Source organism: Streptomyces sp. enrichment culture (assembly GCF_964273145.1).
GTDB lineage: Bacteria > Actinomycetota > Actinomycetes > Streptomycetales > Streptomycetaceae > Streptomyces.
The window spans coordinates 4003100-4027730 of the sequence record NZ_OZ186873.1 but is presented as its reverse complement, the minus strand read 5'-3'; the positions used below and the strand labels follow the sequence as shown (position 1 = coordinate 4027730).

The 24631-nt window shown below is 73.5% G+C and carries 21 protein-coding genes; 5 read left to right on the top strand and 16 right to left on the bottom strand.

All coding sequences use genetic code 11. The annotated features are described in order from the left end of the window. Positions 1 to 13: 13 nt before the first annotated feature. Complete coding sequence (locus ACSU6Z_RS18295) at positions 14 to 967, bottom strand: LysR family transcriptional regulator (RefSeq protein ID WP_437046985.1); 954 nt, start codon at positions 965 to 967, stop codon at positions 14 to 16. Between the two features lie 63 nt (positions 968 to 1030). Here ACSU6Z_RS18295 and ACSU6Z_RS18290 point away from each other — a divergent pair, with 63 nt between their 5' ends. Then, on the top strand, positions 1031 to 2341 hold the full coding sequence (locus ACSU6Z_RS18290; RefSeq protein ID WP_437046983.1) for an MFS transporter: 1311 nt from the start codon (positions 1031 to 1033) through the stop codon (positions 2339 to 2341). Positions 2342 to 2474: 133 nt separating this feature from the next. After that, positions 2475 to 3491: a sigma-70 family RNA polymerase sigma factor gene (locus ACSU6Z_RS18285; RefSeq protein ID WP_437046981.1), complete on the top strand. Its 1017-nt coding sequence runs from the start codon at positions 2475 to 2477 to the stop codon at positions 3489 to 3491. On the opposite strand, the gene ACSU6Z_RS18280 is transcribed toward ACSU6Z_RS18285, so the two are convergent. Then, positions 3375 to 3761 carry an STAS domain-containing protein gene (locus ACSU6Z_RS18280; RefSeq protein ID WP_437046979.1) on the bottom strand — a complete coding sequence of 129 codons (387 nt, stop codon included), beginning with the start codon at positions 3759 to 3761 and terminating at the stop codon, positions 3375 to 3377. The two genes, ACSU6Z_RS18285 and ACSU6Z_RS18280, sit on opposite strands and share 117 nt — an antisense overlap. Positions 3762 to 3903: 142 nt before the next feature. Here ACSU6Z_RS18280 and ACSU6Z_RS18275 point away from each other — a divergent pair, with 142 nt between their 5' ends. Beyond that, on the top strand, positions 3904 to 4824 hold the full coding sequence (locus ACSU6Z_RS18275) for an AEC family transporter (protein ID WP_437046977.1): 921 nt from the start codon (positions 3904 to 3906) through the stop codon (positions 4822 to 4824). A 67-nt stretch (positions 4825 to 4891) separates the two neighbouring features. Here the strand turns inward: ACSU6Z_RS18275 and ACSU6Z_RS18270 are convergent, their stop codons facing one another. From ACSU6Z_RS18270 to ACSU6Z_RS18205, 14 genes are all read right to left on the bottom strand, one after another. After that, positions 4892 to 6175 (bottom strand): thymidine phosphorylase, encoded by a 1284-nt coding sequence (locus ACSU6Z_RS18270; RefSeq protein WP_437046976.1) that lies wholly within the window; start codon positions 6173 to 6175, stop codon positions 4892 to 4894. 94 nt (positions 6176 to 6269) lie between these two features. Further along, entirely contained in the window at positions 6270 to 6662 is a 393-nt protein-coding gene (locus ACSU6Z_RS18265) for a cytidine deaminase (protein ID WP_437046974.1), read from the bottom strand. Beyond that, positions 6659 to 7936 carry an ABC transporter permease gene (locus tag ACSU6Z_RS18260; protein WP_437046972.1) on the bottom strand — a complete coding sequence of 426 codons (1278 nt, stop codon included), beginning with the start codon at positions 7934 to 7936 and terminating at the stop codon, positions 6659 to 6661. The genes ACSU6Z_RS18265 and ACSU6Z_RS18260 overlap by 4 nt, the downstream gene beginning before the upstream one ends. Next, positions 7933 to 9057: an ABC transporter permease gene (locus tag ACSU6Z_RS18255; protein WP_437046970.1), complete on the bottom strand. Its 1125-nt coding sequence runs from the start codon at positions 9055 to 9057 to the stop codon at positions 7933 to 7935. Before ACSU6Z_RS18255 ends, ACSU6Z_RS18260 begins: the two co-directional genes overlap by 4 nt. Continuing rightward, positions 9057 to 10616 (bottom strand): ABC transporter ATP-binding protein, encoded by a 1560-nt coding sequence (locus ACSU6Z_RS18250; protein WP_437046969.1) that lies wholly within the window; start codon positions 10614 to 10616, stop codon positions 9057 to 9059. Before ACSU6Z_RS18250 ends, ACSU6Z_RS18255 begins: the two co-directional genes overlap by 1 nt. Positions 10617 to 10824: 208 nt before the next feature. Beyond that, positions 10825 to 11871 carry a BMP family lipoprotein gene (locus ACSU6Z_RS18245; protein ID WP_437046967.1) on the bottom strand — a complete coding sequence of 349 codons (1047 nt, stop codon included), beginning with the start codon at positions 11869 to 11871 and terminating at the stop codon, positions 10825 to 10827. 323 nt (positions 11872 to 12194) lie between these two features. Beyond that, positions 12195 to 13250: a BMP family lipoprotein gene (locus tag ACSU6Z_RS18240; RefSeq protein WP_437046965.1), complete on the bottom strand. Its 1056-nt coding sequence runs from the start codon at positions 13248 to 13250 to the stop codon at positions 12195 to 12197. Between the two features lie 222 nt (positions 13251 to 13472). Then, positions 13473 to 14732 carry a M20 family metallopeptidase gene (locus ACSU6Z_RS18235; protein ID WP_437050377.1) on the bottom strand — a complete coding sequence of 420 codons (1260 nt, stop codon included), beginning with the start codon at positions 14730 to 14732 and terminating at the stop codon, positions 13473 to 13475. A gap of 319 nt (positions 14733 to 15051) precedes the next feature. Then, positions 15052 to 15432, bottom strand: a complete 381-nt coding sequence (locus ACSU6Z_RS18230) for a hypothetical protein (protein ID WP_437046963.1) — start codon at positions 15430 to 15432, stop codon at positions 15052 to 15054. A 64-nt stretch (positions 15433 to 15496) separates the two neighbouring features. Continuing rightward, the gene (locus ACSU6Z_RS18225; protein WP_437046961.1) at positions 15497 to 17230 is read right to left on the bottom strand and encodes a hypothetical protein; all 1734 of its coding nucleotides are present in this window, start codon (positions 17228 to 17230) and stop codon (positions 15497 to 15499) included. Between the two features lie 134 nt (positions 17231 to 17364). Continuing rightward, positions 17365 to 18432, bottom strand: coding sequence for a hypothetical protein (locus tag ACSU6Z_RS18220; RefSeq protein WP_437046959.1), 1068 nt, complete (start codon positions 18430 to 18432; stop codon positions 17365 to 17367). 50 nt (positions 18433 to 18482) lie between these two features. After that, positions 18483 to 19421: an N-acetylneuraminate synthase family protein gene (locus ACSU6Z_RS18215; protein WP_437046957.1), complete on the bottom strand. Its 939-nt coding sequence runs from the start codon at positions 19419 to 19421 to the stop codon at positions 18483 to 18485. 13 nt (positions 19422 to 19434) lie between these two features. Further along, positions 19435 to 20700 (bottom strand): cytidylyltransferase domain-containing protein, encoded by a 1266-nt coding sequence (locus tag ACSU6Z_RS18210; RefSeq protein WP_437046955.1) that lies wholly within the window; start codon positions 20698 to 20700, stop codon positions 19435 to 19437. Positions 20701 to 20732: 32 nt separating this feature from the next. Then, a complete protein-coding gene (locus ACSU6Z_RS18205) occupies positions 20733 to 22016 on the bottom strand; it encodes a DUF6716 putative glycosyltransferase (protein WP_437046953.1) in 1284 nt (427 codons plus the stop codon). Positions 22017 to 22271: 255 nt separating this feature from the next. Here ACSU6Z_RS18205 and ACSU6Z_RS18200 point away from each other — a divergent pair, with 255 nt between their 5' ends. Both ACSU6Z_RS18200 and ACSU6Z_RS18195 read left to right on the top strand, forming a co-directional pair. Further along, on the top strand, positions 22272 to 23252 hold the full coding sequence (locus ACSU6Z_RS18200; protein ID WP_437046951.1) for a glycosyltransferase family 2 protein: 981 nt from the start codon (positions 22272 to 22274) through the stop codon (positions 23250 to 23252). Then, positions 23249 to 24583, top strand: coding sequence for a polysialyltransferase family glycosyltransferase (locus ACSU6Z_RS18195; protein ID WP_437046949.1), 1335 nt, complete (start codon positions 23249 to 23251; stop codon positions 24581 to 24583). Before ACSU6Z_RS18200 ends, ACSU6Z_RS18195 begins: the two co-directional genes overlap by 4 nt. Positions 24584 to 24631: the final 48 nt, after the last annotated feature.

Genomic DNA, 24631 nt, shown 5'->3' with positions numbered 1-24631 from the left:
CGGCCGCGGCCCCTCAGTCGGGCAGCAGTCTGCCCCGCCGGGACAGCAGGAACTTCTTGAACGCCGCCACCGGCGGCGTGTCCGGGCGGCCCGCCAGCCAGGCCACGCCGATCTCGCGCACCGCGCGCGGGGCCGTGACCGTCAGCTCCGCCACGCCCGGGCGGGGCACGGCGGGCGGCGGCAGCAGGGCGACGCCCAGACCGGCCGCGACCAGGCCCCGCAGGGTCTCGGCCTCCTCCCCCTCGAAGGCCACCCGCGGCCGGAAACCGGCCTCCTGGCACAGGGCGTCGGTGATGCGGCGCAGCCCGTAGCCGGGCTCCAGCGTCACGAACATCTCGTCGGCGGCCTCGGCCAGGCGCACGCGGCGGCGGCCGGCCAGGCGGTGGTCGGCCGGGACGACCAGGCGCAGCTTCTGCTCGTCGAGGCGGCGGGCGACCAGGTCCGGCGCGTCGGGGACCGGGGAGGTCAGGCACAGGTCCAGCTCCCCGGCGCGCAGCCGCTCCAGCATCGCCTCGCCGTAGTTCTGCACGAGGCTGAAGCGGACGCGCGGGTGGTCGGCGCGGAAGGCGTGCAGCAGCCCGGGCACGGTCTCGGCGCCCATGGTGTGCAGGAAACCGAAGGCGACCTTGCCGGTGGCCGGGTCGGCGTCGGCGCGGACCTCCTCGGCGGCCCGCTCGATCTCGGCGAGGGCGCGTTCGACGGAGGCGAGGAAGGTGCGCCCGGCGGGGGTGAGGGAGACCGTGCGGCCGCGGCGGGCGAACAGGTCGACGCCCAGGTCCTGTTCGAGGCGGACCAAGGCGCGCGAGAGGGTCGACTGGGGGACGTTCATCTCCTGCGCGGCGCGCGTGACGTGCTCGGTGCGGGCGACGCCGGCGAAGTGGGCGAGCCGTGGCGCGAGCAGCGCGACGATGTCTTCTGTGTCACCGGAAGGTGACAGGCGAGTCCGTGACCTCTGCTGATGCGCCATGGGAACGATTATGACGATTCCATGCATTGGACGGATCAGCGGGCGCGTCCGTACGGTCGCAGCATGACTCCCGCCAGTACCGGGGCGTCGTCCACCACCGTGGGCGCCGCCTCCGCAGCATCCGCAGGCCCCGCTCCCCTCTCCGGCGCCGGCTCCGGTGCCGTCCCCGGCTCCCGCATGACGCCCGGCGGCCCCGGCTACCGCCGGATGAGCCTCGCCCTCTTCCTCGCGGGCGTCGCCACCTTCGCCCTGCTGTACTCCACCCAGGCGCTGCTGCCGCTGATCTCCGGCGACTTCGGGGTGAGCGCGAGCGACGCGAGCTGGACGGTGGCCGCCGCGACCGGCGGTCTGGCGGTGTTCGTCCTGCCGATGAGCGCGCTGTCGGAGCGGTTCGGGCGGCGTACGGTCATGACGGCGTCACTGGCCGTCGCGGTGACCGTCGGGCTGCTGGTCCCCTTCGCGCCCTCGCTGCCGGCGCTGGTGGCGCTGCGCGCGGTGCAGGGCGCGGCACTGGCCGGACTGCCCGCGTCGGCGACGGCGTACCTCGCGGAGGAGGTCACGCCGAAGGCGCTGGTCACCGCGATCGGCCTGTTCGTGGCGGGCAACAGCGTCGGCGGGATGAGCGGGCGCATCGTCACCGGCTGGGTCGCGCAGGAGTGGGGCTGGCGGGTCGCCGTCGGCGTGGTCGGCGTGCTGGCGGTGGCGTGCGCGGTGGCCTTCCGGCTGCTGCTGCCCAGGCCGCGGCACTTCCACCCGGGCTCGCTGCGGCCGCGGGTGCTCGCCCGCACGGTCCGCGACCACCTCGCCGACCCGCTGCTGCGGCGCCTGTACGCGATCGGCGCCCTGTTCATGACGGTCTTCGGCGGCGTCTACACGGTGATCGGCTACCGCCTGTCCGACGCCCCCTTCTCCCTGCCGCAGGGCATCGTCGGCTCGGTCTTCCTCGTCTACCTGGTCGGCACGGTGTCGGCGTCGACGGCCGGACGGCTGGTGGGCCGCCTGGGCCGGCGCGGGGCGCTGTACCTGGCGGGCGGCACGACGGCGGCCGGGCTGCTGCTGTCCCTGGCGCCGTCCCTGCCGCTGGTCCTACTGGGCTTGGTGCTGATCACGGCGGGCTTCTTCGCGGGCCACGCGGTGGCGTCGTCGGCGGTCGGCAAGACGGCCACGCACGGCCGCGCCCAGGCGTCGGCGCTGTACCAGTCGGCGTACTACGTCGGCTCCAGCGCGGGCAGCACGGTCGGCGCGGTGGCCTTCCACGCCCAGGGCTGGGCCGGGACGGTCGGCGTCGGGCTGCTGGCGGTGCTGGGCGTCGCGGCGATCACGCTGCTCGGATCGCGGGCGGCGCGGCGGGAACGGTACGCGGTGACGGCCTGACGGCCGGTCCGTCCACCCCCGGTGAACTGCTCCTTTCCCAGCCCGCAGGCCGTTGTCAGTCCCCTGCGGTAGCTTCCGGAGTGCAGGGCGCGAAGACGCGCGCCGACGGGACGGCCACAGGGGTGGGCGGGCGATGACCAACGGCACGGCGACGGCCGCGGAGCTGGACTCCGCGCTGGAGAAGCACCGGGTCGAGCTGACCGGCTACTGCTACCGGATGCTCGGCTCCTCCTTCGAGGCGGAGGACGCGGTACAGGACACCCTGGTCCGTGCCTGGCGCGGCTACGACAGGTTCGAGGGCCGCTCCAGCCTGCGCTCCTGGCTCTACCGCATCGCGACCAACGTCTGCCTGGACATGCTGGCCGCGGGCAGCAAGCGCGCCCGGCCCATGGACCTGACGGAGTCGACGCCGCTGGCCCGGGCCGCCCTGTCGCCCCGCCCGGACCACACGTGGCTGGAGCCGGTGCCGGACGCCCGCGTGCTGCCCACGGCGCAGGACCCGGCGGAGGCGGCGGTCGCCAAGGAGTCGGTGCGGCTCGCCTTCGTGGCGGCCCTGCAGCAACTGCCGCCCAAGCAGCGGGCGGTGCTGATCCTGCGCGAGGTGCTGGCCTGGAGGGCGAGCGAGGTCGCCGATCTGCTGGGCACCTCGGTCGCCTCCGTCAACAGCGCCCTGCAGCGGGCGCGGGCGACGCTGGCCGAGCGGGGGGACAAGGGGACCGGAGCGGCGGTGTCCGACCCCCTGGACGAGGAACAGCGGAAGCTCCTGGAGCGCTACGTCGCCGCGTTCGAGGGCTACGACATGACGGCCCTGACGGCCCTGCTGCACGAGGACGCCGTCATGACGATGCCGCCGTTCGACCTGTGGCTGGCCGGTCCGGCGGACATCACCGGCTTCATGACGACCGTCGGCGCCTCCTGCGCGGGCTCGCGGCTGGTGCCGGTGCGGGCCAACGGACTGCCGGCGTTCGCGCACTACAAGCCGGACCCGGAGGCGGGCGGTTTCACGCCGTGGGCGATCCAGGTGCTGGAGACCTCAGACGGGCGGATCACCGGCTTCCACTGCTTCCTCGACACCCGGCGGTGGTTCCCGCTGTTCGAGCTGCCCCTCCGGCTCGAAGCGGAGGCCGACCAGGTCGAGCAGGGCGCGTAGGGCCGGGTCGGCGTCGCGCAGCCGTATCCGGCCTCCGGCCCGCCTGGCGGTGAGCTCCAGGCGGGCCAGCAGGTCGACGACGGCCAGCCCCGGCGGGCCCAGCCCGCCGGCGTCGCAGACGACGACGCCGGCCCCGGTGGTCCGAAGCAGCGTGCGCACCTCGTCGCAGAGCCGGGACGGCTCCCGCGGGGAGGCGGGGCCCGGCAGCACGAGTACAGCGGGTGTCACGGCATCCACGTGCGGTAGACCCGGGGCGGGCGCGGAACTCATCGCCCGCGGGGCCCCGCGGGCGGCGCCCCGGTGAAGACCACGTCGACCTGCCGGAGCGGCGTACCCGGAGAATTGCCTGCATGCACCACATAGCCGCTCCGGTCGCGCTGCCCGACACCCTCCTCCTTGCCGGGGAGGCGCCGTGCAGGGGGTGCTGACGGGATTCGCGGTCATCGCCGTCGTCATCGGCGTCGGCTACGTCCTCGGCCGGGGTGGCCACCTCGGGGAGCAGGGGCGCGAGGTGCTGACCCGGCTCGCCTTCCACGTGGCCTCGCCTGCGCTGCTGTTCACCACGCTCGCGCGGGCCGACCTGTCGGTGGTGTTCTCCACCCGGCTGCTGGTGACGGCGCTGAGCACGGCCGCGGTGATGGGGGCGTTCGTCGCCGTCGGCGTCGTGCGCCGCTGGGGCGTGGGCCCCACCGCGATCGGCGCGCTGTGCTCCGGGTACGTCAACGCGGGCAACCTCGGCATCCCGATCGCCGTGTACGTCCTCGGCGACGCCTCGCTGGTGGCGCCGGTACTGCTGTTCCAGCTCGTCGGCCTCACGCCGGTCGCGCTGACGGTGCTGGACGTGGCGGGCGGCGACGGGAAGGACCCGCTGTGGCGGCGGCTGCTGACGCCGCTGCGCAACCCGATAGCGGTCGGGGCGCTGGCCGGGGTGGCGGTCGCGGCGAGCGGGCTGCGGGTGCCCGGCCCGGTGATGGACCCGTTGGAGCTGATCGGCAACATGTCCGTCCCGGCGGTCCTGCTGGCCTTCGGGATCTCCCTGTGCGGCAGCGCGATGCCCCTGCGGGGCGCGGACCGGGCTCCGGTGCTGCTCGCGGTCGCGCTCAAATCGGTGGGCCAGCCCGCGGTGGCGTGGGCGCTGGCGGCGGGGGTGTTCGGGCTGCGGGGCGCGCAGTTGCTGGACGTGGTGGTGACGTCGGCGCTGCCGACCGCGCAGAACATGTTCACGTACGCGTCGGCGTACCGGGTGGGCGAGCGGCTGGCGCGGGACGCGGTGCTGGTGTCGACGGTGGTGGCGGTGCCGGTGCTGGTGGGGGTGGCGGCGGTGCTGGGGTGAGGGCGGGCCGGCACGGGACCGGCGCGGCCGCGCCGGTCCCGTGCGCCCGGGGGGGGGAGGGCGCGGGTCAGGCGATGCGTTCCAGCACCACCGGGGACGGCTTGAAGTCCGTGCCCGGGGCGGCGATGTCGTAGGAGCCCTCGATCGCCTGGAGGGCGTACTCGAAGCGCTCCGGGGTGTCCGTGTGGAGGGTGAGCAGGGGCTGGCCCTGCGTCACCCGGTCACCGGGCTTGGCGTGCAGCTCCACGCCCGCGGCGGCCTGCACCGGGTCCTCCTTGCGGGCGCGGCCCGCGCCCAGGCGCCAGGCGGCGACGCCGATGTCGTAGGCGTCCAGGCGGGTCAGGACGCCGGAGGCGGTGGCCTTGACGACGTGCTGTTCCCGCGACGTGGGCAGGGGGGCGTCCGGGTCGCCGCCCTGGGCCGCGATCATGCGGCGCCAGACGTCCATCGCGGAGCCGTCGGCGAGGGCCTTGGCCGGGTCGGCGTCCTTGACGCCCGCCGCGTCGAGCATCTCGCGGGCCAGGGCGAGGGTCAGTTCGACGACGTCCGCGGGGCCGCCGCCGGCCAGGACCTCGACCGACTCGCGGACCTCCAGGGCGTTGCCCGCCGTCAGGCCCAGCGGGGTGGACATGTCGGTGAGGAGGGCGACCGTCCGCACGCCGTGGTCGGTGCCGAGGCCGACCATGGTGGAGGCCAGTTCGCGGGCGTCGTCGAGGGTCTTCATGAAGGCGCCGCTGCCGGTCTTGACGTCCAGCACCAGGGAGCCCGTGCCCTCGGCGATCTTCTTGGACATGATCGAGGAGGCGATCAGCGGGATCGCCTCGACCGTGCCCGTGACGTCGCGCAGGGCGTACAGCTTCTTGTCGGCGGGGGCGAGGCCGTCGCCGGCCGCGCAGATCACCGCGCCGACGCCGTCCAGGACGGACAGCATCTCCTCGTTGGACAGCAGGGCCCGCCAGCCGGGGATCGACTCCAGCTTGTCCAGGGTGCCGCCGGTGTGGCCCAGGCCCCGGCCCGACAGCTGCGGGACGGCGGCGCCGCAGGCCGCGACGAGCGGGGCCAGCGGAAGGGTGATCTTGTCGCCGACGCCGCCCGTGGAGTGCTTGTCGGCGGTCGGGCGGGACAGGGAGGAGAAGTCCATGCGCTCGCCGGAGGCGATCATCGCCGCGGTCCAGCGGGCGATCTCGCGGCGGTTCATGCCGTTGAGGAGGATGGCCATCGCGAGGGCCGACATCTGCTCGTCGGCCACCTCCCCGCGGGTGTAGGCGTCGATGACCCAGTCGATCTGCGCGTCGCTGAGTTCGCCGCGGTCCCGCTTGGTGCGGATGACGGAGATGGCGTCCATGGCCATGGCTGGCGTTCCTTCCGGGAGTGCGAAGGGGGAAGCGGGAGGGAAACGCGCGGCCCCTCCGAGCGGTTGTCGGCTCGGAGGGGCCGCGCGGGAGTCACCGGGTGAGGTGGTCCGGGCCGAATGCCTGCGGGAGCATCTCGGACAGGGGCAGGATGCCCGCCGGGGTTTCCAGCAGCATCCGGGGGCCGCCGAACTCGTACAGCAGCTGGCGGCAGCGCCCGCAGGGGACGAGGACCTCGCCGCGGCCGTCCACGCAGACGAAGTGGGTCAGCCGGCCGCCGCCGGTGAGCTGGAGCTGGGAGACCAGACCGCACTCGGCGCACAGGCCGACGCCGTAGCTGGCGTTCTCGACGTTGCAGCCCGTCACCGTGCGGCCGTCGTCGGCCAGGGCGGCGGCGCCGACGGCGTACCCGGAGTAGGGGGCGTACGCCCGGGACATGGCGTCCCGGGCGGCCTGGCGCAGGGCCTCCCAGTCGGCGCCGCTCACTTGCCCTGCCCCTTCCGGTAGGGCAGGCCGTCCGCCTTGGGCATGCGCAGGCGCTGCGCGGACAGGGCGAGGACGACGAGCGTGACGACGTACGGCGTGGCGGAGACGACCTGGTTGGGGACCTCGTCGGTGCCCGCGTACCAGGCGAACACCAGGGCACCGACGACGGCGGTGACCACGGCCTTGACGTAGCTCTTGCGCACCGCGAGCCAGATGGCGCCGGCGAGCAGGAGCAGCGCGCCGAGCAGCAGCAGCGCGTGGACGTTGGCGGAGCCGCCGCGCAGGTTGAGGCTGTCGGTGTAGCCGAACAGGCCGGCGCCGATGGCGAGGCCGCCCGGCATCCAGTTGCCGAAGATCATGGCCGCGAGGCCGATGTAGCCGCGGCCGCTGGTCTGGCCCTCCAGGTAGAAGGGGTTGGCCACCAGAGAGAGGAAGACGCCGCCCAGGCCCGCCAGGCCGCCGGAGACGATCACGGCGAGGTACTTGTACTTGTAGACGTTGACGCCGAGGGACTCGGCGGCGACCGGGTTCTCGCCGCAGGAGCGCAGCCGCAGCCCGAACGGGGTGCGCCACAGGATCCACCAGGTGGCGGGGATCAGCGCGACGGCGATCAGGGTCAGCCAGGAGACGTTGGTGACCAGGCCGCCGAGCAGGCCGGCGACGTCCGAGACGAGGAACCAGCCCTTGTCGTTGAGGTCGCCGAGCGCGTCGGACAGTCCGGGCACGGTGAAGTGGCCGAGGGAGTCCACCGCCGGGGACTGCTTGGCGGAGCCGCCGGGCTCGCCCTCGAAGGCGAGCGGGGCGAGGTAGCGGGTGGCGCCCAGGGCGAGGATGTTGATGGCCACACCGGAGACGATGTGGTTGACGTTGAAGGTGACGGTGACGACGGCGTGCACCAGGCCGCCGAGCGCGCCGCCGACGACGCCGACGAGGACGCCGGTCCACGGTCCCCACTGGAAGCCGGCCCAGGCGCCGAACCAGGTGCCGAGGATCATCATGCCCTCGAGGCCGATGTTGACGACGCCCGCGCGCTCGGCCCACAGGCCGCCGAGGCCGGCCAGGCCGATCGGGACGGCGAGCTGGAGCGCGGTGGACATCTGGCTGACGTTGGTGATGCCGTCGGCGCCGGTGATCAGGCGGACGAGCGAGGTCAGCGCCAGGGCCCCGGCGATGAGCAGCAGCAGGACGGGCAGCGGCAGGCGGCGGCCGGTGGGCGCCGCGGGCTGCAGCGTGGGCTGGTTGACGTCGGTCGCCGTGGTCTGCGGGGTGGTCATCGGCCAGCCACCTCCTTCGTGGTGTCGGTGTCGGCGCCCAGGACGTGGCCGGCGGCCAGTTCGGCACCGACGCGGCGCTGCTGGCGGCGCAGGCCCCACTCGCGGACGGCCTCGTAGGAGACGACGACGGAGAGGACGATCAGGCCCTGCATGATGACCGCGATCTCCTTGTCGTAGCCGTGGAAGTCCAGCTCGGGGCTGGCCTTGTCGAGCCAGGCCCACAGCAGGGCGGCGAAGGCGATGCCGACGGGGCTGTTGCGGCCCAGCAGGGCGATGCCGATGCCGAGGAAGCCGATGCCGGTGGGGAAGTTGAGGCTGTAGGTGTGGGTGTCGCCGAGCAGGATCGGCAGGCCCGCGAGACCGGCGAGGGCGCCGGAGATCAGCATGGCGGTGAGCACCATGCGCTTGGGGTCGACGCCGCTGGCCGCCGCGGCGGACTCCGAGGCGCCGGAGGCGCGCAGGTCGAAGCCGAAGCGGGTGCGGTTGAGGACGACCCAGTAGCCGATGCCGAGCAGGACGGCGAGGATCACCAGGCCGTAGACCTCGCCGGCGGCGCCCAGGTCGATGCCGGGGATCCAGCCGGATTCGTGCATCTCGCCGGTGGTGTTGTTGTTGCCGATCTTGACGCCGAAGACGTCCGGCAGCCACAGGTAGCCGATGACGGAGGTGGCGATGGCGTTCAGCATGATCGTCGCGACGACCTCGCTGACGCCGCGGGTGACCTTGAGGACACCCGCGATGCCGGACCAGAACGCGCCGGTGAGGGCGGCGGTCAGCAGCAGCAGCGGGATCTGGAGGAACGCCGGCAGGTTCGCGTGGGCGCCGACGATCGCGGCGAGCATGGCGGCGAGCTGGTACTGGCCGTCGACACCGATGTTGAACAGGTTCATCCGGAAGCCGATGGCCACCGCGAGGGCGGCGATGTAGTACATCGACGCCTGGTTGACGATCAGGACCTGGATGTCGGAGAACCCGGCCTGCTCGAACATGAGGGCGAACGGCTCGACGGGGTCCTTGCCCGAGGCGATCAGCGCGACCGCGCTCAGCACGAAGGCCACGGCGAGCGCGATGACCGGCCCGGCCACCGCGAGGAGCACGCGCTCCTTGTCGAACTTCTTCATCAACGGGCCTCGTCTTCCGCACCCCGGCCGCCGTCGGCCGGGGTCTCTTCGTGTTCGAGGTGGCCGGACGCGGCACCGGTCATCGCCGAGCCGAGCTCCTCGGGGGTGATGGTGGCCGGGTCGGCGTCCGCGACCAGGCGGCCGTCGTAGATCACGCGGAGGGTGTCGGACAGGCCGATCAGCTCGTCCAGGTCGGCGGAGATCAGCAGCACGGCCAGGCCCTCGCGGCGCGCCTCGCGGATGTGGTCCCAGATCGCGGCCTGCGCGCCGACGTCCACACCGCGGGTGGGGTGGGCGGCGATGAGGAAGCGCGGCCGGTGGCTCATCTCGCGGCCGACGATCAGCTTCTGCTGGTTGCCGCCGGACAGGGAGGCGGCGGTGACGTCGATGCCCGGGGTGCGGACGTCGTACGTCGTCACGATCCGGCGGGTGTCCTCCTGGGCCGCCTTCGGGTCCAGCCAGACGCCCTTGGCGTTGGGCTTCTCGGTGACGTGGCCGAGGATGCGGTTCTCCCAGAGGGGGGCCTCCAGCAGCAGGCCGTGGCGGTGGCGGTCCTCGGGGATGTAGCCGACGCCCCGCTCGCGCCGCTTCCGCGTCGGCCAGGCGGTGATCTCCTCGTCGCCGAGGCGGATCGTGCCGGAGTCGGCGTGGCGCAGGCCGATCAGCGCGTCCACCAGCTCGGTCTGGCCGTTGCCCTCCACGCCCGCGATGCCCAGCACCTCGCCGGCGTGGATGGTGAAGGTGACGTCGTCGAGCAGGGCCTTGCCGCCGGGGGCGGTCAGGCGCAGCTTCTCGACGGTGAGGACCGGGCGGTCGGTGACGGTGGACTCGGCGGTCTGGGGCGTCGGCAGTTCGCTGCCGACCATCATCTCGGCGAGCTGGCGCGGCGTCGTCTCGGACGGGACGGCCGTGCCGACGGTCGTCCCGCGGCGGATGACGGTGATGTCGTCGGCGACCGACAGGACCTCGCCCAGCTTGTGGGAGATGAAGATGACGGACAGGCCCTCCGACTTCAGCTCGCGCAGGTTGGCGAAGAGGGCGTCCACCTCCTGCGGCACGAGGACGGCGGTGGGCTCGTCGAGGATCAGCGTGCGGGCGCCGCGGTAGAGGACCTTGAGGATCTCCACGCGCTGGCGGGCGGCGACGCCGAGCTCCTCGACCATGGCGTCGGGGCGCACGCCGAGGCCGTAGCGGTCGGAGATCTCCTGGATCCTGCGGCGGGCCCTGGAGCCGATGCCGTGCAGCTTCTCGCTGCCCAGCACCACGTTCTCCAGCACCGTGAGGTTGTCGGCGAGCATGAAGTGCTGGTGGACCATGCCGATGCCGCGGGCGATGGCGTCGGCCGGCGACGAGAAGCTCACCCGCTCGCCGTCGACCGCGATGGTGCCCTCGTCCGGCTTCTGCATGCCGTAGAGGATCTTCATCAGCGTCGACTTGCCGGCGCCGTTCTCGCCGACGAGGGCGTGGACGGTGCCCTTGCGGACGGTGAGGTGGATGTCGTGGTTGGCCACGACACCGGGGAAACGCTTCGTGATCCCGGCGAGCTCGACGGCGGTCACCTGACCGTTGACCGCCGCGCCGGCCGGAGGGCTGCTGGACGCGTTGATGGCGCACTCTCCTGGGGACAGGGGCCTTCTACGCGCGTAGCGCCCCTACGGCATCGAAACGGGTGGCGCACCGAGCGACGGGGTACGGGGAGACGTCCTCCCGTACCCCGCTGCGCTCACGCGACCCGGCGGTTGCACGCTGATTCGAAGTGGTGCAGTGTCAGCTGCTCTTGACCTTGATCTCGCCGCTGACGATCTTCTCCTTGGCCGTCTTGATGGCTTCCTGGAGCTCGGCGTTCTGCGCGAACTTCGGGTTGGAGTTCGACAGGCTCACCTCGCCGCTCTTCAGATCGCCCCTGACGATACCGGTCTGCGGCTTGCCGTCCTCCACGGACTTCGCGAGGTTGTAGACCGCCTTCGCGACGTCCTTCATCGCCGAGGTGAGGATGGAGTCCTTGTACTTGGCGAGGGCTTCCTGCTTGTACTGGTCGGAGTCCACGCCGATCGCCCACACCTTGTTGGCGGCGGCGGCCTCGATCACGCCCTGGCCGGACAGGCCGGCGGCCGCGTAGACCACGTCGGCCTTCTTCTCGATCTGGCCCTCGGCGGCGGTCTTGCCCTTGTCGGGGCTGGAGAAGCCACCCTCCTCGGCCGTCTGCGTCAGGTACTGCGAGACCACCTTGACCTTGGGGTCGGTCTCCCTCACGCCCTGCTCGAAGCCGGCCTGGAACTTGTGGATCAGCGGCACGTCCACGCCGCCCACGAAGCCGACGACCTTGGTCTTGGTGGTCTTGGCGGCGGCGACACCGGCCAGGTACGAGGCCTCCTCCTCGGAGAAGACCAGGTCGGCCACGTTCTCGGCGTTCACGGTGGAGTCGTCCACGATGCCGAAGGTGGTGTCCGGGAACTTCTCCGCGGCGGCCTTCATGGCGGTGGCGTAGGCGTAGCCGACGCCGACGACCGGGTTGTAGCCCTGCTTGGCCAGGGACTCCAGGCGCTGCTGCTTGTCGGCGTCCGTCTCGCCCTCGGTGGGCTCGATGTCGGCGGTGGTGTAGCCGAACTCCTTCTTCGCACGCTGCAGACCGGTGAACGCCGCGTCGTTGAAGGACTGGTCACCCCGGCCGCCGACGTCGTAGGCGATGGCGAGCCCCTTGTCGCCCTTCGATTCCGACGACCCGGAGGTCGAGGTACCGCCGCAGGCGGTGAGGGCGAGGGCCAGGGAGGCGGTCGCTGCGCCCGCGACCGTGATCCGGGAAATCCGGCGCATGTCTGGTGCTCCTGTCGTGCTAGCGCCGGACGGTTCGGCTTCGGCGCTGACTCCGCCGCACATTAACGCGCGTAGACCTGCCTGAAAACCCCTTCTGTCCACCTTGTTATCCGCCCGTGGCCAACGTCTCGTGCCCGGCGGTCCGGGCCTCGCCCACGGCACCGGGGGCGTGGCGCTGGGTGACGTGGGGCGGGGGTGGCGGCACGGGCGCCCACCGCGGGATGCGCGGGTGTCCCGCCCGTGCCTCCCGGGGTTCGCCCGTTCGGTGCCGCCCGGCCCGGTTCACCGCTGCCCGGCCCGGTCGGCCGGCCCGCGGTCCTGGTTCACCGGCTCCTGACCTTGATGGAGCCGTCGATGATGGCCGCCTTCGCCTCGGCCACCGCGTCCTTCAGGCCCGGGATCGCGGCGAACTCCGGGTTGCTCTCGGTCAGGCCGACGCCGTCGACCTTCAGGTCGAAGGTCTGGGTGCCGGTCAGCGGCTTGCCGTCCTCCACGGACTTGGCCAGGGCGTACACCGAGCCGCCGACGTCCTTCGTGGCCGAGGTCAGGATCCGGTCCTTGTACTTGGCGAGGGCTTCCTGCTCGTACTGGTCGGAGTCCACGCCGATCGCCCAGGCCCCGGCCTTGGCGGCGGCCTCGATCACGCCCTGGCCGGACAGGCCGGCGGCGTGGTAGACGACGTCGGCCTTCTTCTCGATCTGGCCCTCAGCGGCGGCCCTGCCCTTGTCGGGGCTGGAGAAGCCGCCCTCCTCGGCCGTCTGCGTCAGGTACTGCGAGACCACCTCGACCTTGGGATCGGTCTCCTTCACACCCTGCTCGAAACCCGCCTCGAACTTGTGGATCAGCGGCACGTCCACGCCGCCCACGAAACCGACGACCTTGGTCTTGGTGGCCTTCGCGGCGGCCACACCGGCGAGGTAGGAGGCCTGCTCCTCGGCGAAGACGAGGGAGGCGACGTTCTCGCCCTCGACCACGGAGTCGACGATGCCGAAGGTGGTGTCCGGGTACTTGGCGGCCACGGCCTCCATCGCCGGCCCGTAGGCGAATCCGACGCCGACGACCGGGTCGTAGCCCTGGCGCGCCAGTGAGGTCAGGCGCTGTTCCTTGTCGGCGTCCGTCTCGCCCTCGGTGGGCTCGATGTCGGCGGTGGTGTAGCCGAACTCCTCCTTCGCCCGCTCCAGGCCCGCGTAGGCGGCGTCGTTGAAGGACTGGTCGCCCCGGCCGCCGATGTCGTAGGCGATGGCGAGGCCCTTGTCGCCCTTCGTGCCGCCCTCGCCGGCGCTGTCGCTCTCGCTGCTGGTGCCGCCGCAGGCCGTGGCGGCGAGGGCGAGCGCGGCGACCCCCACCGCGGCGCGGGTCAGTCTCGATGTCCGGCGCATCCGGAGTTCCCCCTTCTCCGAGACCCGCAGCGGGTGCTCGGTTCGGCGCACCTTAACGGGCGTGGAAACCCCTGGGAACGGAGCTTCGCGGGGCCGTTATCCATTCGTGCCGGTGGCCGGTTACACCGCGGTGAACCACCGGAACGAAGGAGAACGAAGGGGGCGGAAAGAGGGGGCCGGCCCGCTCCGGCCGTGTCGGGGCCGGAGCGGGCCGGGGGCGGCTCAGCCCAGGGCGTCCAGGAGCGCCGCGGCGGTGAAGAGCTCCACGCCGACGGTGATGGCGTGCTCGTCCACGTCGAAGTCGCCCTGGTGCAGGTCGCGGATGACGTGCTCACCGGGCGGGCGGACGCCGAGCCGGGCCATGGCGCCGGGCACGCGCTCCAGGTACCAGGAGAAGTCCTCGCCGCCCAGGCTCTGCTCGGTGCTCTCGACCGCGTCCGCGCCGCGCCGCGTGGTCATGGCCTGACGCAGCAGCTCGGTGGCGACCGGGTGGTTGACCACCGGCGGGACACCGCGGACGTAGGTGATCTCGGACTTGGCGCGGTGCAGGTTGGCGACCTCGTCGATCGCCTCGACCACGACGTCGGGCGCCTGCCGCCAGGCGTCCAGGTCGAGGCACCGGACGGTCCCGGCCAGTTCGGCGTGTTGCGGGATGACGTTCGGGGCGTGCCCGGACTCGATCCGGCCCCAGGTGAGGGCGAGGCCGCTGCGGCTGTCGACGCGCCGGGCGATCAGCGCGGGCACGTCGGTGACGACCCGGGCGACGGCGGTGACCAGGTCGGTGGTGAGGTGGGGGCGCGCGGTGTGACCGCCGGGGCCGTCCAGCGCGATCTCCAGCCGGTCGCAGGCGGAGGTGATGGGGCCCTCCCGCAGCCCGATCCGCCCGGCGTCCACCCGGGGGTCGCAGTGCACGGCGAGGATCCGGTACACCCCGTCGAGCGCCCCGGCCTTGATGGCCTCGCCCGCGCCGCCGGGCAGCACCTCCTCCGCGGGCTGGAAGATCAGCCGCACGGGCCGGGGAAGCAGCCCCTGCCGGTGCAGCTCGGCGAGGACCAGGCCGGCGCCGAGGACGACGGTGGTGTGCACGTCGTGCCCGCAGGCGTGCGCCCGGTCCGGCACGGTCGAGCGGTACGGGCACTCGCTCTTGGTGTCGGGGATGGGGAGGGCGTCGATGTCGGCCCGCAGGGCGAGTATGGCGGAACCGGCGTGCCCCGCGGGGCCTCCGGGGCCCCTGGGGTGCTCCCCTCTTCCGATGCCGATGTCGCAGATGAGCCCGGTTCCGGTGGGCAGGACGCGGGGCGCGAGGCCCGCTTCCTCCAGCCTTTCCTTGATCGCTGCGGTGGTGCGGAACTCCTGGTTGCCCAGCTCGGGGTGCATGTGCAGGTCGCGGCGGAAGGCGACGAGTTCGGCGCGCAGTGCCTCGGGCAGCGCGCCGGGAAGCAGGGCTTCTCCGGGAAGGTCGACCTCGGACTCTGGGGACATCAGTTGCTTCACCCTCTGAAGGGTAGGACGCCCAGGCGGGCGGTTGACCCGCGATCAACAAAAATTCAGCCCGTCAGGGGAAGAAAATCTGGCCGCCCCACGCATACCTGTTGAGTTTCCTGGGTAGACTCGCCGGTTTTCGCCGGTCGAGTGGATCACCGGAATCCACGGGAAGCGGTGTCGGCACCCCGCTTCCCGGCCACCCGTCTCCCTCACGGTTACCACGCCCCGTCCGCCCCACGCGTCCGCGTTCACCAGGCGGACGGCCCGGCGGGGGTCCGCCGGGCCGTCCGCGGATCCGCGTGCTCCCCGTGCCTGGTCAGCCCAGGAGGGCGCGCACGGCGGTGACGAGCTGGTCGGCGGCCTGGGCGAGGGCCCCGGTGCCGGCCAGGCACAGGGCGAGTTCGCGCATCCGGTCGATGAGGGCCGGACGGCCGGCGGCCGGGAGGCCGGCCGCCAGTTCGCCCTCGATCGCGGTGAGGGCCTCCTCGGCGGTCCGCCGCCGGTCCGCGGTGACGACATCGTCCGTGCCCGCCTCGGCGAGGAGGGTGCGCAGCCGCGCGGCCAGGGCGTGTGCGTCCTGTGCGGTCCGGCCTTCGTGGACCGCGCGGGCGCCCGCGCCGGCGGCCAGGGCGGAACCGGATACGTTGGCGTTGCCGCCGATGACGATGCCGTGGTTGACGCCGCCGGGCTCGCTCATGGTGGGACTCCTCTGGAGGGCGGGATGTGGACGGGGGCGGTGGTACGGCGGGGGCCGGGGCGGGTCAGGACGCGCCGGCGGGCGCGGCGTCCGGGCGGGCGCGGGGTCCGGTGACGGTCTGGCCGCCGGGACCGCTGACGGCCTGGGCACCCGGGCCGGCGGCGACGGCGCCGTGCATGGCGCCGCCCGTCATGATGACGCCGTTGTTGAGGATGACGCTGCGGCGTTCCTCCAGCTCGGAGGTGTCCAGGCCGTGGTCCTCCAGCAGCCTGCCGAGGTCGGCGAGGAGCCGCAGCTCGATGCGGCGGGCGGCACGCTGGACGTCGACGCGCTGGAAGTAGTTCGTGTACGCGCCGGAGCCGGCACGTTCCCGCAGGCCGGTGCCTGCGCCGAAGTCGAACCGCCGGTCGTGGGCGATGACGTCCCGCAGGTGTTCCTCCCGGCGCTCCCGCCTCAGGTCGGAGAGGAAGTGGCGCAGTGGGCGGGCGATCGGTCCGCCGAGGCTGTCGTGCATCGTGAGGAGCGCGGCGGCGGCGACCCGCGCGGTGTGCTCGCCGTGGTGGCGTTCGGTGAGGCGGTCCACCTCCCGGTAGGCGTCCCGCACCGGGGTGAGGACCGAGGCGGTGCTGTTGAGGTGCAGTGTTCCCAGGACCACGACGGCCTGGACGTGGACGGTGAGCACGATGTCGCAGTCCCAGCCGCGGACCTGGGCGCACAGGCAGTGCCGCACGGGGCCGTCGACGCGTCCCCGGGCCGCCCGCACGGTCCCCTCCGGTACGCGGTCGACCGGCCGGGCGGTCAGGCGGGCGTGGTCGCCGGCCGGCCAGAAGGCGGTGCGGGAGAAGGGTTCCGGCCCGTCCAGTTCGCAGCCGTCGACGTACACCCGCTCCTCGACGGAGAGGCCGGTGAGGCCGCCCGAGGCGCGTCCGAGGCCGCCGAGGCCGTCGCGGAGGGCGTCGACGAGGGCGTCCGTGGTGAGGGGGGCGGCCGGCGCGGCGCCGGGGGCGGGCCGCAGCCGCAGGTCGAGCGACCAGGAGGTGAGTTCGGTCCCGGAGCCGGTGAAGGGCCGGTACCCGCTGTGGATGACGAGGTTTCCCTCGTCCGCGGGGACGGCCCCGGTGCCCGGGGGCGGGGCGGGTGCCGGCGCGCCGGGCACCAGCTCGCGGGAGGCGGTGCGCCAGACCTCCTTCTGCTGCCGCCAGGCCGCCCACCACGGCACGCCCGTCAGCAGCACGGCGGTGCACAGCAGCGCCGGCAGGAAGGTGGACGGGCCCCAGGGGGACAGCGCGGTCTGGACGTACGCGCACAGCATGGTGCTCACGGCGGTGGACAGGCCGGAGGCGGCGAGGCCGGAGACCGGTGCGTCGACCCGCAGCGAGCCGTCCTTCTCCCTGCGCAGGCTGTGCATGCCGGGCAGCCGCCGGACGCCGTCGCGCACGCCCGCGGAGAGCTTGGAGAGCGCGGCGCGGGCGACGGCGGCGGCCGGTACGACGAGCACACCGGCCAGCCAGGCCGCGGACACCACCATGTCGCGGCCGTGGACGGCCTCCAGGGCGCGGCGGGCGTGGTGGAGCAGCAGCCGCTGGTCGACGCCGTACGAGGGGGCCCAGGCGCGGTGCCGCTCCTGTTCCAGTTCCCGGACGACGGCGCGGGCGAACGACTCGTCGACCCAGGCGCCCGCGCACATGTGCCGGGTGGGGGTGTTCCACAGGACCGGTTCCGCGCCGGCCGGGGGCGCGGGCGGCCGGGGCCCGGGGAGGCCCTTGGCGGGATCCGTGGTGGCGGGTTCGTGTTCCATGCGGCCCCCCGAGGCTGCCTGTCGGGACGAGGTGTGCCGGGAACAACGAGGGACGGGGGGCCGGGGTTGCGGGGCGCCGCGGACACCCGCCGGGGCGCGGGCCGCCCGGGCGCGGGCCGCCCGGGCACGGGCGTCTACCCGGCGATCGCCACCGCCGCCAGGCGGTGCACGTCCCGTGCCGAGCCCGTCACCCCGGACAGGAAGCCCTGCGCGCGCGGGGAGGCGTGCCGGGTGAGCCACGCCGGGTCGATGTCGCAGACGGCGACCCTCACCTCCGTACCGGCCAGGGCCAGGGGCAGGGTGTGGACGACCGTGGAGGGGAAGCTGAGGACGGTGCGGCCGACGGGGCCGCGGCGGGCGATGAGTTCCAGGGGGAGGTCGGGGCGGACGATCTGCAGGCCGGTCTCCACGGCCAGCCGGTGGAGTTTCTCGGCGCTCTCGCGGCGGTGGGCGAAGTAGCGGGTCGCCCCGTGGGCCTTCGCCAGCTGCCGTACGGCGTCCACGTACCGGTCGCCGTCGACGACACCGGTCTCCACCAGCGAGGTGCCGACCATGTCGGCGCCCTTGGTGAGGCGGGGCGGGCCGAAGCGGGCGCGGGTCCAGGCGAAGGCGTTGGGGACGACCGTCACGCCGTCGGGGGCCTGCTCGATCGGCATGGCGGAGAAGACCTCCACCCGGCGGCCCCGGGACGGGGCCAGCCGGCGGCGGGCGGCGGCGGACACCGGGGCGAAGAGCAGGTCGCGCGGGCCGGGGCGGCTGCCCTTGCGGTGCCAGCGCACCAGGCGTTCACCGCGCGCCAGCTGGGTGACGAACTCCATGGTGGCGGTGCCGTCGTCGACGACGACCAGGTCGCGGGCGCGGGTGAGGGTCAGCAGCAGCTGCACGTAGCGGGAGAAGGGGTCGCCCAGGACGATCCGCTCGGCGTGGCGCAGGGCGCCCGTCAGGCCCCCCACCGTCCGGAAGGGGGCCGCGGCGCCGCCGCGGGCCTCCTCCCAGCGGACCTCGTGGCCCTCCCGGCGGGCCAGTTCCGCCATGCGGCGCAGCTGGCCCCGGGTCATCGGGTCGACGGGCGAGAGCACCACCAGGGCGAGTCCCGCGCCGGGCGCGTGCAGGTGCGCCCACTCCAGCACGTTCAGGAGCTGTACCGGGCTCTCGACGAAGGCGAGAGTGGGGGAGCCGGCATTCCCGGCGCGGGGGCTCATCGGCGTACGACCGTCCCGTCGTAGGGCGTTGGGGTAAGGGGTGGGGCGGGTCAGACGGAGAACGGCTCGCCCGCGGCGGTGGCGATCTCCGCCTCGGCGACGGCGCCGGGGACCCGGCGCAGCTTCTTCATCGGGCCGAGCTCGGACTCGTAGACCTTCTTGACGCCGTCGCCGAGCGCCTCCTCGATGATGCGGATGTCGCGGACCAGGCGCGTCAGGCCCTGCGGTTCCACGGAGGCGGCCTGGTCGGAGCCCCACATGGCGCGGTCGAGGGTGATGTGGCGCTCGACGAAGCAGGCGCCGAGGGCGACGGCGGCGAGGGTGGTCTGCAGGCCGGTCTCGTGGCCGGAGTAGCCGATCGGGACGTTCGGGTACTCCTTCTCCAGCGTGTTGATCACGCGGAGGTTCAGCTCCTCGGCCTTGGCCGGGTAGGTGGAGGTGGCGTGGCAGAGCAGGATGTTGTCGCTGCCGAGGACCTCGACGGCGTGGCGGATCTGCTTCGGCGTCGACATGCCGGTGGACAGGATGATCGTGCGGCCCGTGGCGCGCAGGGCGCGCAGCAGCTCGTCGTCGGTGAGGGAGGCGGAGGCCACCTTGTGGGCGGGGACGTCGAACTTCTCCAGGAAGGCGACGGCCTCGGTGTCCCACGGGGAGGCGAACCAGTCGATCCCCTTCTCCTTGCAGTACTCGTCGATCCGGCGGTACTCGTCCTCGCCGAACTCCACGCGGTGGCGGTAGTCGATGTACGTCATCCGGCCCCAGGGGGTGTCGCGCTCGATGTCCCACTGGTCGCGCGGGGTGCAGATCTCCGGCGTGCGCTTCTGGAACTTGACGGCGTCGCAGCCGGCCTCGGCGGCCACGTCGATCAGTTTGAAGGCGTTCTCCAGGTCGCCGTTGTGGTTGATGCCGATCTCACCGGTGACGTAGACGGGGCGGCCGGGGCCGACCTCGCGGGAACCGAGGGTGCGCAGGCGGGAGTTGGTGCTCATGATCAAGGGGTCCTTACTTGGTGGGCTGGGTGAGGGGTTCGGAGGAGCGTTCGGGAGAGGGGGAGCGGGGGTCGGAGGCGTCGAGCGAGGGGCCGAGGAGCCAGCCGGCGATCTCGCGGACGGCGCCGTCGCCGCCGGGGGCGGTGGTGACCGCGCGGGCGGCGCCGCGGACGATGTCGTGGGCGCTCGCCACCGCCACGGGCCAGCCGACGAGGGCGAAGCACGGCAGGTCGTTGACGTCGTTGCCGGCGTAGAGCACCCGCTCGGGGGCGATGCCCTGCTCCTCGCACCACTGCTTCAGCGCGACGTCCTTGCGGTCGACGCCGTGCAGGACGGGGATGCCCAGCTTGCGGGCGCGGGCGGCGACGACCGGGTTGGTCTCGGTGGACAGGATCAGCAGGCGCAGGCCGCTGCGGCGCAGGGCGGCGATGCCGAGCCCGTCGCCGCGGTGCACGGCGACGAACTCGCGCCCGTCGGCATCGATCAGCACCCGGTCGTCGGTCTGGGTGCCGTCGAAGTCGAGGACGACCGCGTCGACGTCGGCGGCGGTCGGCAGCGCGTCGCAGCGGTGGGCGTCGAAGAGGGGGGCGAGCGCGCGGGCGCGGGCCAGGTCGTGCGGGTCGTCGATCTCCAGGACGCGGGCCGGGTCGGTGCGGACCAGTTCGGTGCGGCCGAAGAAGCGGTGGCCGTGCTCGCGGAAGCCGGCCGCCTCCATCGCGTAGGCGGCGCCGGTCTCCAGGAAGTCCTGGGGGCGGTCCTGACGGCGGGGCCGGAACGACTTGTCGTGGTTGACGCCGTGTCCGCCGTCCCCGGCGGTGTCGCCGTCGCGCCAGACGAAGCCGTGGAACGGGGCGACGGTGACGGCCGTGTCCGCGCCGCCCCCGGCGACCGCGCCCGCGACCGCGTCGATGTCCTCGCGGACCAGGAACGGGCTGGTGCACTGCACGAGCAGCACCACGTCGACGGCCACGCCGTGCAGCGCCTCGTGGGCGTCCATGGCGTGCAGCACCGCGGCCTCGGAGGTGGCGGTGTCGCCGGCGATGGCGGCGGGCCGCAGCACGACCTCGGCGCCGGCCTGGCGGGCGACGGCGGCGATGGCCTGGTCGTCGGTGGAGACGACGACGTCGGTCACCAGCCGGGTGGCGCGGCACTCGCGCACGGCCCGGGCCACCAGCGGGACGCCGCCCACGGGGGCGAGGTTCTTCGCGGGGACGCCCTTGGAGCCGCCGCGCGCGGGGATGACCGCGAGGACCCGGCGCACCGGTTGCGGATCGGACATGGGTTCTGCTCCTCGGTCGGGGGTCGGGGCGGTCACAGCTCACCCATCCGCCGGATGACGGGCGCCACGCGCTGCACGCCGTGCCGGTAGGCGCCGCGGGCCGCGCGGCGGACGATCTGCCGGACCGGTCCGGGCTCCCTGTCGGCGGCGGGGGCGCCGGGCAGCGGGGTGCCGTCGGGGCCGAGGTGGTGGCGGGCGAGGATGCCGGGCAGGTAGCCGGGGGCGGTGACGGGGGTGTAGTACGGGGTCAGCGGGGGCAGGCCGCCGGGCCGGCCGAGCAGCTCGACGATGCGTTCGCGGGCGGCGTCGAAGGCGTTCGCGTACGCCCCGTCGGCCGCGACGCCCTGCCGGGCCAGCCACTCCTCGTCCGGCACCGGGCGGTGCCCGGCGTCGAGCTGGTCCCAGGAGGCCAGGCAGCCGGAGCCGGTGAAGTGGTGGTTGCCGAGCGCCTCGCGGATGCCGAGGTCGGTGAGGACGACGGTCGGGATGCGGCGGTGCAGGGCCTCCAGGGCGGCCGTGGAGCTGACCGTCACCAGCAGGTCGGTGCGGTCCAGGACCTCGCCCATGTGGCCGTAGACGAGGCGGAAGTTGGGCGGCGGGTCCGCCTTCTGGACCAGCTTCTGGTAGGGCAGCTCCTCGATGTGGGTGGTGTGTTCGCCGGGCTTGGAGCGCAGCTTCAGCAGCACCTGGCGCTCGGGGTGGCGGCGGGCGTGCCGGATGAGCCGGTCCAGCAGGTACGTGCGGTCCGCGCGGCTCTCCGGGACGGAGGGCTGGGCGGCGAAGACGACCGTGTAGGGGTCGTGCTCGCCGGTGTAGGGGTCACCGCCCAGGAACGGCAGCGCCACCTCGGTCACGGCGCGGGCGTCGGCGCCGACCCCTTCGTACACGGCGCGGAAACGCTCGGCGTCCTGGCGGGAGTTGGCGAGGACGAGGTCGGCGCCGTGCCGCAGCAGCAGGCCGTCGGCGAGCTTCTCGTAGACCACGCCGACGTAGCCGGTGACGACGACGGGGCGGTCCGCGCGGTCCTCCCACACCCGCTTCAGGCCGTGCAGCATCGCCTGCACACCGCCGCCGACCAGCGCGAGGACCAGGACGTCGTACGGTTCGCGCGCCATGGTGCGCAGGAACTCGACGGCGGTGACCTCGCGCAGGGCGTCGGCGCGGACGCCGACCTCCTGGAGCTGGCGGGCGGTGGGGGTGGCGCGGCCCCGCAGGAGGTAGCCGTCCAGGCGGACGTCCGCTCCCTCGGGGGCGGTGCGCCGCGCGGTGAGGGCGCCCCATTTCCACCGGGTGTCGGAATCCGCGAGGACGGCCACGCGGAGGGAGGTCACCCCGCTGGCTGCGCTTGCTGCGTCTGCTGCACTTGCTGGCACGTCGAAGACGCTAGGAAGGCATTCCTAGGAACCGCCCAACCCGAAAGCAACAAACGGTTAACAGCACATCGCCGAATGGGGAATCGGGTCGTGTGGCGTCCGGAAAAGCGTTCGCTTCACGGCTTCGCCACGCGCCGTTCACTCCGCATCAAGCCGCAGGTAAAACCGAATGCCGGGCCACGCCCTACCGTCACCTGCGTGCTCAAGCTCTCCGTCATCGTGCCGTTCTACAACGTGCGGCAATACGCCTCCGACACCCTGAGGAGTCTGCGCGCGAACGCGCGGGACGACTTCGAATTCATCCTCGTCGACGACTGCTCGACCGACGGGACACCGGACATTCTCGCGCGCGCGGAGCGTGAGCTGCCCGGCGCGGTGCTGGTCAGACACGAGCGCAACGGCGGTCTGGCGACCGCCCGCAACACCGGCATCGACCGGGCGCGCGGCGAGTACCTCACCTTCCTGGACGGCGACGACTGGCTGGCGCCCGGGTACTACGACCGGCTGGTCGCCGCCATCGAGGAGCTGGGCTGCGACTTCGTCCGCACCGACCACGTGCAGTGCACGGGGCGGGCGCGCACGGTGCACCGCGTGCCGCACGGCCGCAGGAACGTCCCGTTGCGCCCGCGCGACGCGATCCTGCCCGCCCACCGCACCACGTCCGTCGACTACCCCTACGCCTGGGCCGGCATCTACCACCGCCGGCTCGTCGACCGCGGTCTGCTGCACTTCACCGACGGACTGCGCACGGCCGAGGACCGGCCGTGGATCTGGAAGCTGCACCGGGAGGCGGAGTCGTTCGCCGTGACCGGGCTGCTCGGCGTCTTCTACCGGCGCGGGGTCGCCTCGTCGCTGACGCAGATCGGCGACGCCCGCCAGCTCGACTTCATCCGCGCCTTCGACCAGGTGCTCCGGGAGACCGCCGAGGATCCCGACGCGGACCGGCTGCTGCCCAAGGCCGTGCGCACGTACTGCGCCATCATCTCCCACCACCTGGGTTGCATCGAGAGGTTCGAGCCGCCCGTGGCCCGCAGGCTGAGGACGATGAGCGCCGCCGCGCTGCGGCGGATGCCGCAGGACGCGCTCGACGAGGTGCTCCGCTCGATGGACGCCGAGCGCGCCGGCCGGCTGCGCCGGCTGCGCCGCCGTCCGGTGCCCGCCGGGGAGGTGGCGGCGTGACCACGCAGATCTTCCTGGCGTCGACCCTCTACGGCACGGCCACCCTCGCCGCCGCCCTCGACACCGGCTGCTTCGCCCCCGCCGACCGGCGGATCCTGCTGGTGTCCAACAACGCGGCGACCCCCGAGACGACGCCCGCGGTCGACGAGATGCCCGGCTTCGAGCGGCTGCGGACGCGGTTCGACGACGTCGTGTCGTGGAACGAGACGATCTACCCCTTCCACCCCGGCGGCTGGTCGCCGCGGACCGAGGACGTCCCCCTGTGGGAGCGGCATCTGCGGCGGCTGTGGGAGCTCGGCGACGACGACGTCGCCCTCGCCGTGGAGTCGATCCAGGTGCACCCGGCGCTCGGCGTGACGCAGATCTTCACCGACGCGCCGGTCACCGTCTACGCGGACGGCCTGATGAGCTACGGCCCCACCCGCACCAAGCTCGACCCGCTGGTCGGCACGCGTGTGGAGCGGCTGCTCCACCTGGACCTGGTGCCGGGCCTCACCCCGCTGCTGCTGACCGAGTTCGACGTCGCGCCCGAGACCGTGCCGACCGCCGCGTTCACCAAGGTGCTCGCCGAACTGGCCGACACCGCGGACGCCCTGCCCGAGGTGGCCGAGCCCGCCCTGCTGCTGGGCCAGTACCTGTCCGCGCTGGACATCCTCTCCCCCGACGAGGAGGAGGACCTGCACGTGCGGATGTTGCGGGGGGCGGCCGGTCTCGGCCACGAGCGGGCCGTGTTCAAACCGCACCCCTCGGCTCCGGCCCGCTTCGCCCGCGCCCTGGAGCAGGAGGCCGAGCGGCTCGGCGTCGGCCTCACCGTCCTCGACACGCCCGTCCTCGCGGAGGTGCTGTACCAGCGCATGCGTCCGGCGCTGGTCGTCGGCTGCTTCTCCACGGGCCTGCTCACCGCGTCCACCCTCTACGGCCTGCCGGTCGCCCGCGTCGGCACGGACACGCTGCTGGACCGGCTCACCCCGTACGAGAACAGCAACCGCGTCCCCGTCACGATCGTCGACGCGCTGCTGCCCGAACCGTCCGACCGGGCGGCCGTCACCGAACGGCGCCGGGGCACGGACGTCGACACCCTCACGGCCCTCGTCCGCACCGTCGGGTACGCGATGCAGCCGAAGATCCTGCCCCGGCTGCGGCCGGAGGCCGAGGAGTACCTCAGGACGCGGCTGGACGCCCGCACCCGGCGGTACTTCAAGAGGAGGCGGCTGACCTCGCTGGGCCTGCCCGGCGGCATCCCGCAGCGGCTGGCGTTCCTGCCCCGCAACTCCGCGGCGCGCAGGGTGGTGCGGCGGGCGCGGGCGCTGCGGCGCTCCCTGAAGCGGTGACGCCGCCCCACCGCCGCTCCACCCTCGTCACCGCCCCCGGCGCCGTCC

Excerpts from the sequence above, each read along its gene's own strand:
- ACSU6Z_RS18210 (WP_437046955.1), bottom strand. The coding sequence starts at position 20,700 with ATGTCCGATCCGCAACCGGTGCGCCGGGTCCTCGCGGTCATCCCCGCG.
- ACSU6Z_RS18235 (WP_437050377.1), bottom strand. The coding sequence starts at position 14,732 with ATGTCCCCAGAGTCCGAGGTCGACCTTCCCGGAGAAGCCCTGCTTCCC.
- ACSU6Z_RS18225 (WP_437046961.1), bottom strand. The coding sequence starts at position 17,230 with ATGGAACACGAACCCGCCACCACGGATCCCGCCAAGGGCCTCCCCGGG.
- ACSU6Z_RS18285 (WP_437046981.1), top strand. The coding sequence starts at position 2,475 with ATGACCAACGGCACGGCGACGGCCGCGGAGCTGGACTCCGCGCTGGAG.
- ACSU6Z_RS18260 (WP_437046972.1), bottom strand. The coding sequence starts at position 7,936 with ATGACCACCCCGCAGACCACGGCGACCGACGTCAACCAGCCCACGCTG.
- ACSU6Z_RS18230 (WP_437046963.1), bottom strand. The coding sequence starts at position 15,432 with ATGAGCGAGCCCGGCGGCGTCAACCACGGCATCGTCATCGGCGGCAAC.
- ACSU6Z_RS18245 (WP_437046967.1), bottom strand. The coding sequence starts at position 11,871 with ATGCGCCGGATTTCCCGGATCACGGTCGCGGGCGCAGCGACCGCCTCC.
- ACSU6Z_RS18270 (WP_437046976.1), bottom strand. The coding sequence starts at position 6,175 with ATGGCCATGGACGCCATCTCCGTCATCCGCACCAAGCGGGACCGCGGC.
- ACSU6Z_RS18215 (WP_437046957.1), bottom strand. The coding sequence starts at position 19,421 with ATGAGCACCAACTCCCGCCTGCGCACCCTCGGTTCCCGCGAGGTCGGC.
- ACSU6Z_RS18280 (WP_437046979.1), bottom strand. The coding sequence starts at position 3,761 with ATGAGTTCCGCGCCCGCCCCGGGTCTACCGCACGTGGATGCCGTGACA.
- ACSU6Z_RS18295 (WP_437046985.1), bottom strand. The coding sequence starts at position 967 with ATGGCGCATCAGCAGAGGTCACGGACTCGCCTGTCACCTTCCGGTGAC.
- ACSU6Z_RS18240 (WP_437046965.1), bottom strand. The coding sequence starts at position 13,250 with ATGCGCCGGACATCGAGACTGACCCGCGCCGCGGTGGGGGTCGCCGCG.
- ACSU6Z_RS18290 (WP_437046983.1), top strand. The coding sequence starts at position 1,031 with ATGACTCCCGCCAGTACCGGGGCGTCGTCCACCACCGTGGGCGCCGCC.
- ACSU6Z_RS18255 (WP_437046970.1), bottom strand. The coding sequence starts at position 9,057 with ATGAAGAAGTTCGACAAGGAGCGCGTGCTCCTCGCGGTGGCCGGGCCG.
- ACSU6Z_RS18220 (WP_437046959.1), bottom strand. The coding sequence starts at position 18,432 with ATGAGCCCCCGCGCCGGGAATGCCGGCTCCCCCACTCTCGCCTTCGTC.